This window comes from Roseibium hamelinense, from assembly GCF_007830545.1.
GTDB classification, from domain to species: Bacteria; Pseudomonadota; Alphaproteobacteria; order Rhizobiales; family Stappiaceae; genus Roseibium; species Roseibium hamelinense.
In genome coordinates this window covers 147,663-161,886 of record NZ_VLLF01000002.1, presented here as the reverse complement: position 1 = coordinate 161,886, position 14,224 = coordinate 147,663, and the positions used below count along the sequence as shown (strand labels likewise).

The window sequence follows — 14,224 nt, the reverse complement described above, 5'->3', positions numbered from 1 at the left end:
GCCACGCCATAGTCGGCGCATCGGATCACGGGGGACACATCTCCCATCGACCCTCAAGGACGGGCCGCCGCCCGCAACTGGAGACGCAAACATGAAACGGATCGCCAAAAACCTGATGGCCGTCGCCATGAGCGCGGCGCTTCTGATGCCAAGCATCGAGGCTGCGGAGGCTGGAAACAAGAAAGGCTGGCATGGCAACGGGCATGGCCACCATCACGTCCACAGGAAGCACCGCCACCACAAACACAAGAAAAACAACAACAATGTTGGCGCCGCGGTTGCAGCCGGTGTGATCGGTCTGGCTGCCGGTGCCATTTTGCTCGGTGCGACCAGCCGTCCAAGCTATGCCGGCCCGCCGCCGGTGCGGCACTATCCGCCACCCCCGCCGGCCGGATACTATCCGCCAGTGGCACCACCGCCCGGTCCTGTCTACGGCCCCGCGCACACCCGTATGGGTTTTGAGCCCTGGTCCCCGGCCTGGTACCGGTATTGCTCCAACAAATTCCGGTCCTTCGACCCGCAATCGGGCACCTACATGACCTATCGCGGGGTTCGCAAGTTCTGTCAGTAAACTGCGGCAAGATCAACAAGACCCGCATAAAACCGCGCGGAGGCGACCGGCCAGCCGAACTGGCCAAGCGTCAAATAAGCGAGCAACTCAGGCCCGGCGCAACATGAGCCGGGTCTTTTTTCTTCGGGCGCCCCTACTTCAGTCTGCCATGGTCTCGATTGACGCAAAACCTTCGGGCTCCGCCCCGTCATCAAATGGGGTGTTCACCTCGATCACCGTATCCGGGTAAAACCCGTTGAAATGCGTGCGCAAGGACAAGCTGTAGGCACCGATATGGCCGATCTCGATCCAGTCGCCGGTGTCGACCGTTTCGGGCAGCCAGAACGGCCGGGACAGGATATCGACGCTGTCGCAGGTCGCTCCGCAGACCTTAAACGGGACGATCTTGTCGGGGTTGCCTGCGCGGGTTTTGCGCGCCGGATCAGGGATGAACCGTGCCGGAAGCGTAATCTTACCGGTCCAGCTGTCCGACAGCGAAGCCCAGATGCCGTCGTTGATGTAAAGCCGCCTGCCCTTTTTCAACAGCACCCGCACAATCAATGAAATACAGCGGGCAACAATGACCCGCCCCGGCTCGGCAACCAGTGGCAGATCATCAAAGCCCCAATCGACAATGTCATGTTTGACCTGTCCCATCAGCTCTGGCAACGATGGCATTTCTGGTGCTTTCCGGCGCGGGTCGTGTCCGTAGACGGCGGGAAATCCACCGCCGACATCCAACTCGACAATCGGAACACCGGCCCGCGAGCGGATCCAGTCTGCGGACGCTAGAGCGCGCTCGTAGGTCTCCGGTTCCTCGATCTGACTGCCGACATGAAAACACAGGCCGCACTTGAAGCCGATGCGGTGAATGCGCTGCAGGAGTTCGACGGCATGGCCGGGCGCGGCCCCGAATTTTTTCGATAACTCGTAGGCCGCGTGGCCCTTTGTTGCGATCCGCACGAAAAGCGTGATCGTGGCCGGATCGATGTCGAGCGCGCGGACGATCCGGAGGATCTTGGCAACTTCGTCCTCGTGATCGAGTGACAGCGTGCGAATGCGATAGGTTTCAAGCGCCAAACGGATATCCGATTGAGCCTTGATCGGGTGCATGTATAGCATCTCTGCCTTCGGCGCGGCTGCCTTGACAGCAGCGAACTCGGCTGGGGATGCAACGTCAAAACAGTCGATACCGGCCCTGGCCAAGGTGTCGAGCACGAACGGTTCGCCGTTCGTTTTTACCGCATAGGCGGTCTTGCCGGGAAACATAGCTTTGAAAGCCTCGGCATCCTGTTTCAGAACAGTGGGGCGAAAACAGTAAATTGGCTGATCCGGCCGCAACGCAAGCGCGGCGTCGACCGCTGTATTAAATCGCTCCATGAATGACCTCTGTGGTGAAACTTCCAGGTTGGACAAGTGGACCAAGTGAACCGGAGCATTGCAAGAGCTGCTTTGTGTTTCCGTTTATTGGCAAATCAGATAGGTGCATGCTTGGCCGTGGCATCCGATGTCCAGGTGAAAATGGGATTTATGGTTTGGATCAACGTCCGGCCCGAGCACGGTTGTAAAGCGTGCGCACGCTGACGCGTGTACATCAGATAAGAAACGGCCTTTGGGAGTTTCGGTTCCCCAGTCTTTTTCAACGCTGACAGTCTTGCCGTCTGCAGTCTGAAACGCGGTGATGTCGATCGCGGTCCCCAAAGCATGCTCTGACAGCTTGCCGTCCGGTTGATTGTTTCTGCGCCGGCACACGTAACCCGGGCCTGTCACCAAGGTGCCAAGTGTGGTGTTCAGATGCTCTTTCGCAATTCGGTTAAGGTCCTTTCGCACCCACTCACCAAGCGTTTTCGAGAACCCGCAAGACAAGGTTGCCGAGCGGGACAGACTTATTTGATTGCCGGCCAGACCGAAACTTTCTACCAGCACAGGGGCCGGAATCCCGCATCCGTTTTCGCCGACAATTGGCTCGACCTGAGAATACTCTGCATTTTTCAGCCCGCATAGCACAGGCGCCGCTGCAGCAGAATTCTTCTGATCAGATTCTGCCTGCCGGGTTTCCCCTGCCCCTCCTACGGTTTGGGAGTGGCCTGGTTTCGGCTGAGGAACGCCAAACTCGCGCGTGGGCGGCCCGCCCAACACGCTGTCGGTTTCGGCTTCAGGTTTCAGTTTGGGGATGCCTTCAGCCTGCGCATGAGCACACAGCAGCACGACAAGGAGCACAAGTGCCGCCCGTGCGAAATGCGCCACATACATGCAGATCCTCAAAGAGCGGCCCCTTCATCAGGTCTTAGAAGGTGCAGCCTATTCGGTTTAACGAAACGCTGCCAGCCGCTCACGTATGCGGCAAGAAAGAACCTGTGCACGACGTTCAGAATGTATGCCAATACCGATCCGGTATGGCGCGCTGTCTTGCAGACAGCAGCGGGTTGTCAATCTGAAACCGGCGTGGTTTTGAATGTTCGATATGGGCAATCGCAGCCCTGATATCAGGATGTCCGTAAAAGTGCTCCATAAAAGCACCGTTTTCATAAGCCGTATTCAAACCACGCCTGATGAGCTCTGCCAGGGCGTTGTCACGCTCGTGGACATAGAAGAAGAAATCATACTTGTAGGAAAGCAGAATGTTCCCATCAACGACGAGGTCCGGGTAGTCTTCCTTGACTCCCTTGAGATCAGGTAAGGCTTCATGGAGCCCGCGGCTGAAGGCGTTGACCCGGCCGGCATCCACCATCTTCCAAAGGGCGTCCCATTCGGCCACCGCGACTTTAAACCCGGCCCTCTGCAGAATTGCGCTATCCGGCCAGCCGATGCCGCAGGCAATCACCGCAAAGTCCCTTAATTCGCCAAGCGTCTTGATGGCGTTGAGATCAGGCAGCTTTTCCTTGTGGGTAATGAAAATCCTATGCCCCAGAAGGCCACGGCTCAACGGAATATCGATCTGCCGGAAACGCCCTTCCCGCTCCTTTGATCCGCCACTGTAAAACACGTCGAAGTTCGCGCGGCCGTTCTCAAATTCCACAAGCGTCCGGCCCTGCGCAATGTCACCAAGGTGAACAATGTCAAGCGTAACTTCTTCGCCACTATGAGCGAGCGCAAGTTCCAAAACAGATACTTCATACCGCTGAAAGCTTTCGCCGCGCCCCTCGATCCCAAGGCGTATGGTCTGCCCGGCACACGCCGGCACAAGCGAGGCTATAAGGAGTGCGAAAGCCCAAACGATACGGGCGGCCTGCCGGATCATACACTTCCCTGTCGGTTTGCGTATTATTGCGGAGGCTATGTCATAAACATTCGAAAATGGTGAAACCTGACTCGGAGTAACTATGAGCCTTGAACTTTATGCAGCCTATATCGTCGCGACGCTCGTGGTGCTCGCCGTGCCCGGACCGACCATTATGCTGGTTGTCAGTTATGCCCTGTCACATGGCCGAAAATCAGCAACGGCAAGCGTTCTCGGAGTGGGGCTCGGCGATGCCACAGCGGCAACCGTGTCACTCCTCGGGCTGGGTGCCATTCTTGCGGCATCCGCAACCGCGTTCGGGATTTTGAAATGGGCAGGCGCTGCTTATCTGCTTTGGCTCGGCGTCAAAATGTGGCGTGCGCCTTCATCTGCGCTTGAGACGGTCAACTTGCCGGAAACACTTGCGAAAAAAATCTTTCTCAATGCCTTTGTGGTCACCGCGCTCAATCCCAAGGGCATCGTCTTTTTCATGGCATTCCTGCCACACTTCATTGCGCCCGGAGCGCCAATCGCTCCGCAACTCGTAATCCTTGGCGCAACATTTGTGGTGCTGGGTGTTTTGAACGCCGCTGTTTACGCGCTGGCCGCCAGCGCCATCGGCACACGACTGAAAAGTCCTGCCATCGTGGGTCTCATAAACCGCATCGGCGGCAGCTTTCTCATCGGAGCGGCTTTGCTAACAGCCCGGCTTCAACGGGGAAATGCTTGAGACTCCCTGCAATCCAAGACTAAAGGGGCTGCATTTCACCTGTGCACGGCAAACGGAATGTCTTTCTCCGTATCGTCCTTGGCGGGCTCAGGGTGCGCCTGCCGGGCAGCTTCCTTGATCGACTCCAGCGAGCGCACCGCTCCGCTTTTCGGCAGAGAGGCATAGCGTTTGATTGCCTCGTTCAACTCAAGACCGCCGAGGTTAAGCCGTTTCGCCCGCATGGTCAAAACGCTCTTGTAGGCCATTTCCGATACGTCATTCGCCTTGCACAGGATGATCAGCGGCTTGTCTGACTTGCTGTAGATCAGCGTTGAGACCGACCCAAGTGGCAAATGGCTGACTTTCGCCAGCAGCATTCCAAGCTCGGCGGCCTTATCCTGCTTGGCAAAATAAGCGACAGCATCGTCTATTTTACGTGTACCAGCAGCAACTTCGTTGATGATCTTGTTGGTCTGTTCCCGCTCGTCTTCAAGACGGCGGGCCCGTGCGGTCACCTCTTCGGCAGCCCGCTCCGCCATTACCTCAACCAGCACGCTGTCTGCGCCAAGAGACTTGACCCGTTCCGCCAGCTCGTGGCTGAGAAATGGCACGAGATGACGGGCAGCATCATGCGGCAGATCCTTTCGCGAAATAAGCGCTTCCTGAATCGCCGGAACTGCCTTTGCGCGCTGCACCAGAAGTTCGAAAGCTTCGTCGTAGAACCTGGCCCCCTCGTTTTCGGCCACTGTGGTGAGAACCTTATCATCGCCGCGCTCGACAAGGACGCTGGTCACCTTCTCTTCAATTTTCTTGCGTTTGGCGATGGCAACCAAATGGTCCATGGTCGCATTCGATGCTATGTCGACCAGATCATCCGCATCGAAAACCGGAGAGTTCTGCAAGACGGGTGCCGCAACATCCGCCTCATCGGTTGCCAGAGCTTTCATAAGTTTCGTGGGCGCTTGATCGTGCTCGCTCACCCGCTTGGCCAATGCCAGCCGCGCTTCATGTTCAAGCTGCCCCAGAACCTTCAGAACGATATCGCCAAAGATCAAACTGATCTGTTCGACACGATCCTTGTCCGCAGTCATGAACATGTCCGTCACTGCACTGACCAGGCTTTTCCGGCCGGTCGCGCTGGTATCGGTGGCAAGCTCTGCCAGCTTTGTCAGGCTGAACATCCGATCAAGCATTCCTTCAAAGGACAGACCATAAGCTTAGTACGTGGTCGTTAAAATAGCACTACGTATCCATACTATCAGGCGCTTTTCTCAACTTATGAGACATTTACTGGAAAGAATACAGAGGGAGTCAAATATTTTGATTGCATAAATACTTTTATACAATTTTTCATCTTTATACCAACCTGTCCCAATTAACCATAACCCTCTGCTCAAAGCCGACCATTTGTGGCAGAGCCCACCAAAAAAGCCAAAATTTTCACACCCGCCGGTATGCCGGCTAAGCGATTGAATTTTTATGAAATTCAGCACATCTCCAGAAAAACATTCCGCGTCAAAGTGCAGCGCAGCATCTTTTTCGCTTCTAATGTGCCAAAGGCTTTCGTACACTTCATACGTTAACAAAGCTAAGTGGGAGGCCAATCATGACCTTGGCGCGAAACTTGAACATGCTCGCCTTTCTGGTCGCTTTTGGATTCTTGGCAGGAATTGTGATCGGCGTCTTCTAAAGCAAGGCGCACGTCCACTCAGACGTAAATGAGGATGGCGGGCCGGGAAATACGGGACATTCGACCGCCGCCATAGTAGAAGTTAAATTGAAATAGCCGCGCAGATCCAATTCTGCAGCGGCTATTTTTTTAAAAAGAGTTTATCCGTGTTATGTTTGGCCAGAGCCAGCCGGATAGACAGTGCCTCCAGTCGGCACAGCGGGCCAGGAGCTTTTGATACGCAACGTGTTTGACCCAGCGGAACTCCGAGAGCGGCGTTTAGGCTGCCGCAGCCTGCCGGACGGCATCTAGCGCCTGGCTGGTTTTGTCTGTATCGGCCATCAATTGATCGGCTGCGATGACTGTGACATCCGTAATCCCGATGAAACCCAGGAAATGTTTGATGTACCCGGACGCGAAGTCAATTTCAGAGCCGACCTTCGTACCGCCGGACGCCAGCAGAACGTAGGCTTTCTTGCCTTCAAGCAAACCCAACGGTCCGTTTTCAGTGTACTTGAACGTCAGCCCCGCGCGACCGACCTGGTCGACCCAGCTTTTGAGCGCCGCCGGAATGCCGAAATTGTACACCGGAACCCCCAGGACAATCGTATCTGCTGCCTTTAGCTCCTCAACCAGAGTGTCTGAAAGCGCAAGTTTCAGCTTCTGGGCGGCACTGCGATCCGCTGCCGGGGTGAAGTTGGCACCGACCCATTCCTCATCGATGACAGGAAGTCCAGAAGCGACGTCCCGGCTTAGAATCTTAGCGTCCGGGTTCTGCTCTAGGAGCTTGGTCACCAGCTCATTGCCGAGCTGACGCGTAACCGAGCCCTGCTTGCGCGCAGAGGCATCAATTTTCAAAATTTTGGCGGTTGTAGCAGACATCGAACTTATCTCCAGTTCTGAGGGCCGCGCCCTGTTGTTCATCTGAACCGGAGATAAGTTCTGCTTTTTGATCCGACTAGGTGCCAAATCGTGAACACTGCGTTCATTGCTGCGGCCGGTTACTCCGCAGCTTCAAGCCGCGCCGGGTCATAATTGAGGATTGGCGCCAGCCAACGCTCTGCGAGCGCCAGATCCCACCCCTTGCGCGCGGCATAGTCCGCCACCTGGTCCTGCTCGATTTTGCCAACTCCGAAGTAATGGCTGTCAGGATGGGCAAAATAGAGCCCCGAAACCGAGGAGCCGGGCGCCATTGCAAAGCTCTCGGTCAAAAAGATGCCGGTTTTCGCCTCGGCATCCAGCAGACGGAACAAGGTCTCTTTTTCCGTATGATCAGGCTGCGCCGGATACCCGGGCGCCGGCCTGATGCCGTCGTATTTTTCAGAGATGATATCCTCGACCGAAAGCGCTTCGTCCGGCGCATATCCCCACAGGTTTGTCCGGACGATTTGGTGCAGTTTTTCAGCAAATGCTTCGGCCAGCCTGTCGGCCAGGGCCTGGCTGAGGATCTTGTTATAGTCGTCCCCATCACGGGCGTAGCGTTCGGCGAGTTCGTTTTCGCCATGCCCCGCAGTAACTGCAAAGCCACCGATCCAGTCCGGCGTGCCGCTGTCGGCACTGGCCAGAAAATCGCTCATGGCAACATTTGCCCGGCCGCCCGACGCCCGCGCCATCTGCTGGCGCAACGTATGGAACGTTGCCAGCGTTTCAGTCCGGTTCTCATCGGTATAGACGCGGATGTCGTCGCCCTCGGCATTGGCCGGCCACAGCGAGGCAACTCCACGCGCACTCAGGAGCTTCTTCTCCACAATCTCGTCCAGCATGCGCCGTGCATCGTCATAGAGTGCGGTCGCGGCCGGACCGTAGCGGTTGTCCCGCAGGACCTCCGGGAACCGCCCCTTGATTTCCCAGGTTGCAAAAAACGGGGTCCAATCGATCATTGGAGCCAGCTCTTCCAGCGGAAATTCATCAAACACTTTGGACCCAGGCATCTTGGGCTTGACCGGCTTATGAGCTTTGAAATCAGGCTGGAAAGCATTCGCGCGTGCCGTTTCGATGCTAACTCTTTGCCCTCCGCTGCGTGCATTGGCATGCTGCTCGGCGATGTCGGCATATTCACTGCGCACCTTTGCGTAATAAGGGTCGCGACCGTTTTCGCTCATCAGTTTAGACGCAACTCCGACTGCGCGTCCGGCGTCGGTGACGTAAATCGCCTGGCCACGCTGGTAGTTCGGATGGATCTTTACGGCCGTATGAATGCGACTTGTCGTGGCGCCGCCGATCAACAAGGGCACATCCATACCCTCGCGCTCCAGTTCAGCGGCCACATGGCACATTTCGTCAAGCGACGGTGTGATCAGACCGCTTAGGCCAATGATGTCGACTTTTTCCTGTTTCGCGATTTCCAGGATCTTGGCCGCCGGAACCATGACGCCAAGGTCGATCACCTCGAAATTGTTACACTGCAGAACAACGCCGACAATGTTTTTGCCGATATCATGTACATCGCCCTTGACCGTGGCCATGAGGATTTTACCCGCAGAAGATTGGCCGGTAAGCCCCTGTTCTTCCTTTTCCTTTTCCATGAATGGCATCAGGTAGGCGACAGCCTTTTTCATGACGCGGGCGGATTTGACAACCTGCGGCAAGAACATCTGACCTGAACCGAACAGGTCGCCCACCACATTCATGCCATCCATCAAAGGGCCCTCGATGACATGGAGGGGCCGGTCGAAGCTTTGGCGGGCCTCTTCCGTGTCTTCTACGACATAGTCGGCGATACCGTTGACCAGGGCATGCTCCAGGCGTTTGGCGACCGGCAACTCACGCCAGCTGAGATCGGCTTCCTTTTTCTTGCCGCCCTCACCTTTCCAGCGTTCCGCAGCTTCAAGCATACGGTCGGTCGCATCGTCGCGGCGGTTGAGAACAACATCCTCACAGAGCTCCCGCAATTCCGGATCGAGCTTGTCATACACCGCCAGCTGTCCGGCATTGACGATGCCCATGTCCATGCCTTTGGCGATGCAGTGATACAGGAACACCGAGTGCATGGCCTCGCGCACGCCCTCGTTCCCGCGGAACGAGAAAGACAGGTTGGACACGCCGCCCGAAACATGGGCGTGCGGAAGGTTTTCCCGAATCCAGCCGGTCGCCTCGATAAAGTCGACACCGTAGTTGTTGTGCTCTTCAATCCCGGTTGCGACAGCAAAAATATTCGGATCGAAAATGATGTCTTCCGGCGGAAACCCGACTTTTTCGACCAGAACATCATAGGAGCGTTTGCAGATCTCGATCTTGCGCTCGAATGTGTCGGCCTGACCTTGCTCATCAAACGCCATGATCACGACGGCGGCGCCGTACCGGCGGATCAGCTTTGCCTGCGCAACAAAGGCTTCCTCGCCCTCTTTCAGAGAGATCGAGTTCACGACGCCCTTGCCCTGAAGACACTTCAGTCCCGCTTCAATGACGGTCCACTTCGAGCTGTCGACCATGACCGGAACTCGGGCAATATCAGGCTCCGCCGCGACCAGATTCAAGAAGGTCACCATCGCCTCTTCTGAATCCAGCAGCCCCTCGTCCATGTTCACATCGATGATCTGGGCGCCGTTGTCTACCTGACTGCGGGCCACATCCAGTGCCGTTGCGTAGTCGCCTTCCTTGATCAGTTTGCGGAACTTCGCCGAGCCGGTCACATTGGTGCGCTCGCCGACGTTCACGAAATTGACCTCGGGTGTGACCGTGAAAGGCTCCAGCCCCGACAAACGCATGAACCGGTCCACCTGCGAGATTTCACGTGGCGCTTTGCCTTCGACCGCTTCGGCTATAGCCTTGATGTGCGCCGGCGTCGTACCGCAGCAGCCGCCGACCATGTTGACGAGGCCAGCCTCGGCGAATTCGCCGACTAGCGAGGCCATATGTTCCGGACTCTCGTCATATTCACCGAATTCGTTGGGCAAACCCGCGTTGGGATAGGCGCAGACCAGCGTGTCGGCAACGCGCGATAAATCGGCGACATGGGCACGCATTTCTTTGGCACCCAGGGCACAATTCAGGCCAATTGTCAGAGGGTTGGCATGGCGGACCGAATTCCAGAACGCCTCTGCGGTCTGCCCGGAAAGGGTCCGGCCGGACAAATCCGTAATCGTGCCGGAAATCATGACCGGTAAAGTCTTGCCGGTTTCTTCAAAAACCTCGTCAATCGCAAAGAGTGCCGCCTTGGCATTGAGCGTATCGAAGATGGTCTCGACCAGAATGATATCTGCCCCGCCCTTGACCAGGCCGCGCACAGCCTCGGCGTAGGTAATCCGCAAATCATCGAAGCTGACAGCCCGGAAGCCCGGGTTGTTCACATCCGGAGAGATCGAGGCGGTCCTGTTGGTCGGCCCGAGCGCCCCGGCCACAAACCTGGGCCGTGAGGGATCTTTGGCTTCAACCAGATCGCACGCCTCGCGAGCCAGTTTCGCACCCACAAAATTCAGCTCATAGGCCAGCTCTTCCATGCCGTAGTCGGCTTGGGCAATTGTGGTCGACGAGAACGTGTTGGTTTCAACAATGTCGGCTCCGGCTTCCAGATAATCGACATGGATTTTGCGGATCGCGTCCGGCAGCGTCAGGCTAAGAAGATCGTTGTTGCCCTTCACATCCGAGGGCCAGTCCTTGAACCGTTCACCCCGGTAGGCGGCCTCGTCCAGTTTCAGCAGTTGGATCTCGGTGCCCATGGCCCCGTCGAGCACCAGAATGCGTTGCTTGGCAAGGTCTTGCAGGCGTTCGAAAGCGTCGGACTTGGTCACGGAAATTCCTGACTGTGTATCTGGCCGGGGTACTGTTCTGAAAACGAGAACACGGCGGGTTATTCATGTGCGCCCGGTATCGGTGCCGGGGCGCAAGGATTTGCATCTTGTTTTGCGGGCGCCAAATCTGCCCCCCGCTGGTCATCGAGGGTGGTCAACCGCATGGTTAGGCGGCAGCTTTTTCTGGCGCATGCTGACCCATTCCGAGCATGTGGCAGATCGCGTAGGTCAAATCGGCGCGGTTCATGGTGTAAAAGTGAAAATCCGTCAAACCGCGGTCGACCAGATCCATGACCTGTTCGCAGGCAATGGACACACCAACAAGCTTGCGGGTTTCGGGATCGTTGTTCAGCCCCGCAAAGCGCCGGGCAACCCAATCCGGAATCGTGGTGCCGCATTTTGCCGAAAACACCATTGTCTGCTCGAAATTGTGGATCGGTAGGATTCCCGGCACGACCGGAATGTTAATGCCTGCAGCCGCGATGCGGTCGAGGTAGTCATCAAAAACATCGTTGTCGAAGAAGTATTGGGTCATGATCCGGTCGGCACCCGCATCTACCTTACGCTTCAAGTTATCAATCTCGCTCTGCCAGCTGCCGCTTTCCGGATGCTTTTCCGGATAGCCAGAGACCGAAATGTCAAAGTTTGCTATTTTCTTGATGCCCGCCACAAGATCCGAAGCGTAGGCATAACCTTCCGGGTGCGGCTTGTAGCGCGCACCAATGCCCTCCAGCGGGTCGCCGCGCAAAGCAACCAGATGACGGACACCCAGATCCCAATAGTCCTGGACAATGCTGTCGATTTCCGACTTTGGCGATCCGACACAGGTCAAGTGCGCTGCCGGGGCGAGCGATGTTTCTTTCAGGAGGCGTTCAACTGTCGTGTGGGTGCGTTCGCGCGTGGAACCTCCTGCGCCATAGGTCACAGAAACAAATGACGGCGCCAGCGGCTGAAGTCTTTGAACCGTATCCCATAAGTTGGCTGCCATCTTGTCCGTTTTGGGCGGAAAGAACTCGAAGGACGCGGTAATAGGGGACGTGTTCTTCTGGCGTGAGCGCCGGGATGCAAATGGAATGGTCATGGGTTCAGGCAACCTCGCGGGTTGGATTGGCGGCTGGAACATCCGTGACGATACGGCGGTCCTTGGCGAGCCAAAGGGTGACGGTCAATTTGGTGTCGGAGCTGTCCTGCGGCGCTAAGTCGGTCACTTGCTCGAGATCAAGCTCAAGAGCTTCGAGCCAGCGCTCCATCTGATCATGGGAGAAGCCCAAGCGCCGGTGGGCATGTTCCTCGCGCAGAAACTCAAGGCTGTGCGGCGCAAAGTCTATGATGACAAGACGGCCTCCAGGGCGCAGCGCGCGCGCAGCCTCGGCCAGTGCGCGCGCCGGGTCATCGAGAAAATGCAACACTTGATGGATGGTCACCAGATCGTACGAGCGTGGCGGAACATTCAGCGCATATATATCACCATGCCGGACCTGGGCTTTTGAAACACCGGCTTCAGCCAGCTTGGCGCGTGCAACTGACAGCATGTCATGAGACGCATCGATCCCAAGACCGGACACATAGTGGTCTTTCAAAAGCTCAAGCAGGCGGCCTGTTCCGGTGCCAAGATCAAGATAGGACTGCAAGGGGCGGTCGCCGATCGCTGAAAGCACCGCAGCTTCAACATCAGTATCGGCCGCATGCAAAGTGCGCTCCTGATCCCAGGTCTTGGCCTTCTTGGCGAAATACTCGGCTGCTTCTTTCGCTTTGGCCCGGCGAAGCCCATCGAAACGGGCCTTGTCCGAGGCAAGAACCGGATCTTCAAGTGACATCCGGGCAACAAGATCCCGCGCCAGCTCGCCGGACGGACTGTCGGACAAACGATAATAGACCCACGACCCTTCCGGAAAACGCAGAATCACACCTGCTTCGGTCAGGAGCTTCAAATGGCGGGAGATGCGGGGCTGGCTCTGGCCAAGGATGGCGGTAGCGTCTTTGACCGTAAGTTCGCTTTCGGCGAGCAGTGCGATCAACCGCAAACGAGTTGATTCACCCACCGCCCGCAAAACGGACAGGGTTGCTTCCACCGGAAGCGTTTTTTCCTGTTCGCCAACCACCATAGAGAGAACCCTTGTCATGTGTCGATATAAAGATATCTTTATGCGAAGAATAATTTACATGCAAGAGATCGTTCCCACCGAAGGCGGACCGCAGCATATACGGTTACCACATGACTAATTGACGGCCTGTGCCTAATCGAGGCTGGCTTCAGTCCCCGGCACGCACCTCCCCCTCAAGCCAATCGAGGAACACCTGAACCGCTGGACGCCGCCGGCCCCGCGGCGGTACAACCGCACAAAAGCCATCGCTGATGACGTGAAACCCGCAAGGCGCCGAAAGCCGTCCAGCTTTCAAATCAGCCTCTACCAGCCGCTTTTCCATCAAAGCGACCCCAAGACCGGTGGCCGCAGCCTCGAGCGACAACAGCAGATGCGGGTTGTAGGTGATGTGCCGCGCCTCGACCCGGTATCCGGACAAATTCTCCCAGGCTGCTAAGGTATGCGGCGCGCCCTCTTGAAGGAACAGTTGATCGGTGAGAACGCGATCCCCGTCAACAAAGCAACGGGAGCCGGCAGCATGCACAAGTCCGAAGGCAACATCCCCAAGCACCCTGACCATATTTGGACTGTCCAACCGGCCCCGCAACCGGTCCCAGGACAGCAAGACATCCATTTCGGTATCCGAAATCCTGCCGTGCCCGGTCATCCGGAAGTTTACTTCTATACCGGGAAGCAGCGGATAAAAACGCGGCAGACGCGGGATCAGCCACTTCATGGCAAAGGTGGCGCTTGCGCCAATTTCGAGCGCCCTGTCGTTGGCTTCTGCTTTCAACTCCAGCCAAGTTTGTGAAAGACTGGTCAAAGCATTGCCTGCGGCCAGAGCGAGTTTAATGCCGGCCGGCGTCGCACGTATGCCGACACCTTCTTTTTCAAACAGAGGTGTTCCCAGCACATCAGCCAAATGTGCAATCTGTTTGCTAATGGCACCATGCGTCCGCCCAAGCTCCTGCGCCGCAGCTTTCATCGATCCCAGCCTGACCGTTGCCTCAAGCGCAGGCAAGGCGCTAAGCGGTGGTAATTCAGGCATGTGCGCTCCTTCAAACTGAAGCTCCGGACGGCAGCCCCTTAATGTTCCAAAATCTCACATAAAGTCGAAAACTTCTCGTTCGTGTTTTCATGGAATTCGAACGAGAATGGCTGCCATCAGATCAAAAACGGCGACAAAATATGGCATACTTTCGAGATGTGGAGCGCTTGGGCAACGTGATTTTCGTAAAGCAGCTGTCCAGCTCGCAGAGAGC

At 56.6% G+C, this 14,224-nt stretch carries 11 protein-coding genes; 2 read left to right on the top strand and 9 right to left on the bottom strand.

The window, feature by feature from the left end; genetic code table 11:
* Positions 1-91 precede the first annotated feature (91 nt).
* Complete coding sequence (locus JM93_RS05540) at positions 92-571, top strand: BA14K family protein (RefSeq protein WP_145341196.1); 480 nt, start codon at positions 92-94, stop codon at positions 569-571.
* Positions 572-709: 138 nt separating this feature from the next.
* Here the strand turns inward: JM93_RS05540 and JM93_RS05535 are convergent, their stop codons facing one another.
* The 3 genes from JM93_RS05535 to JM93_RS05525 all read right to left on the bottom strand — a co-directional run bounded on the left by JM93_RS05535 (position 710) and on the right by JM93_RS05525 (position 3,791).
* Positions 710-1,930, bottom strand: a complete 1,221-nt coding sequence (locus JM93_RS05535) for an alanine racemase (protein WP_145341195.1) — start codon at positions 1,928-1,930, stop codon at positions 710-712.
* A gap of 84 nt (positions 1,931-2,014) precedes the next feature.
* Entirely contained in the window at positions 2,015-2,803 is a 789-nt protein-coding gene (locus JM93_RS05530; RefSeq protein WP_145341194.1) for an extensin-like domain-containing protein, read from the bottom strand.
* Between the two features lie 115 nt (positions 2,804-2,918).
* The gene (locus JM93_RS05525; protein ID WP_145341193.1) at positions 2,919-3,791 is read right to left on the bottom strand and encodes a hypothetical protein; all 873 of its coding nucleotides are present in this window, start codon (positions 3,789-3,791) and stop codon (positions 2,919-2,921) included.
* 82 nt (positions 3,792-3,873) lie between these two features.
* Here JM93_RS05525 and JM93_RS05520 point away from each other — a divergent pair, with 82 nt between their 5' ends.
* Positions 3,874-4,500, top strand: coding sequence for a LysE family translocator (locus JM93_RS05520; protein ID WP_145341192.1), 627 nt, complete (start codon positions 3,874-3,876; stop codon positions 4,498-4,500).
* Positions 4,501-4,535: 35 nt separating this feature from the next.
* On the opposite strand, the gene JM93_RS05515 is transcribed toward JM93_RS05520, so the two are convergent.
* The 6 genes from JM93_RS05515 to JM93_RS05490 all read right to left on the bottom strand — a co-directional run bounded on the left by JM93_RS05515 (position 4,536) and on the right by JM93_RS05490 (position 14,010).
* Positions 4,536-5,660 carry a DUF2336 domain-containing protein gene (locus JM93_RS05515; RefSeq protein ID WP_145341191.1) on the bottom strand — a complete coding sequence of 375 codons (1,125 nt, stop codon included), beginning with the start codon at positions 5,658-5,660 and terminating at the stop codon, positions 4,536-4,538.
* A gap of 767 nt (positions 5,661-6,427) precedes the next feature.
* The gene (locus tag JM93_RS05510) at positions 6,428-7,030 is read right to left on the bottom strand and encodes an FMN-dependent NADH-azoreductase (RefSeq protein WP_145341190.1); all 603 of its coding nucleotides are present in this window, start codon (positions 7,028-7,030) and stop codon (positions 6,428-6,430) included.
* Between the two features lie 119 nt (positions 7,031-7,149).
* Positions 7,150-10,878, bottom strand: coding sequence for a methionine synthase (gene metH / locus JM93_RS05505; protein WP_145341189.1), 3,729 nt, complete (start codon positions 10,876-10,878; stop codon positions 7,150-7,152).
* Positions 10,879-11,044: 166 nt separating this feature from the next.
* Positions 11,045-11,959: a methylenetetrahydrofolate reductase [NAD(P)H] gene (metF, locus tag JM93_RS05500; RefSeq protein WP_145341188.1), complete on the bottom strand. Its 915-nt coding sequence runs from the start codon at positions 11,957-11,959 to the stop codon at positions 11,045-11,047.
* A 4-nt stretch (positions 11,960-11,963) separates the two neighbouring features.
* Positions 11,964-12,983: an ArsR/SmtB family transcription factor gene (locus JM93_RS05495; RefSeq protein ID WP_196220751.1), complete on the bottom strand. Its 1,020-nt coding sequence runs from the start codon at positions 12,981-12,983 to the stop codon at positions 11,964-11,966.
* 148 nt (positions 12,984-13,131) lie between these two features.
* Complete coding sequence (locus JM93_RS05490) at positions 13,132-14,010, bottom strand: LysR substrate-binding domain-containing protein (protein WP_145341187.1); 879 nt, start codon at positions 14,008-14,010, stop codon at positions 13,132-13,134.
* Positions 14,011-14,224: the final 214 nt, after the last annotated feature.

What these genes read in the sequence shown, in the direction of transcription:
- JM93_RS05540 (WP_145341196.1), top strand. Translation starts at nt 92, where the DNA reads ATGAAACGGATCGCCAAAAACCTGATGGCCGTCGCCATGAGCGCGGCG.
- JM93_RS05535 (WP_145341195.1), bottom strand. Translation starts at nt 1,930, where the DNA reads ATGGAGCGATTTAATACAGCGGTCGACGCCGCGCTTGCGTTGCGGCCG.
- JM93_RS05530 (WP_145341194.1), bottom strand. Translation starts at nt 2,803, where the DNA reads ATGTATGTGGCGCATTTCGCACGGGCGGCACTTGTGCTCCTTGTCGTG.
- JM93_RS05525 (WP_145341193.1), bottom strand. Translation starts at nt 3,791, where the DNA reads ATGATCCGGCAGGCCGCCCGTATCGTTTGGGCTTTCGCACTCCTTATA.
- JM93_RS05520 (WP_145341192.1), top strand. Translation starts at nt 3,874, where the DNA reads ATGAGCCTTGAACTTTATGCAGCCTATATCGTCGCGACGCTCGTGGTG.
- JM93_RS05515 (WP_145341191.1), bottom strand. Translation starts at nt 5,660, where the DNA reads ATGTTCAGCCTGACAAAGCTGGCAGAGCTTGCCACCGATACCAGCGCG.
- JM93_RS05510 (WP_145341190.1), bottom strand. Translation starts at nt 7,030, where the DNA reads ATGTCTGCTACAACCGCCAAAATTTTGAAAATTGATGCCTCTGCGCGC.
- metF (WP_145341188.1), bottom strand. Translation starts at nt 11,959, where the DNA reads ATGACCATTCCATTTGCATCCCGGCGCTCACGCCAGAAGAACACGTCC.
- JM93_RS05495 (WP_196220751.1), bottom strand. Translation starts at nt 12,983, where the DNA reads ATGGTGGTTGGCGAACAGGAAAAAACGCTTCCGGTGGAAGCAACCCTG.
- JM93_RS05490 (WP_145341187.1), bottom strand. Translation starts at nt 14,010, where the DNA reads ATGCCTGAATTACCACCGCTTAGCGCCTTGCCTGCGCTTGAGGCAACG.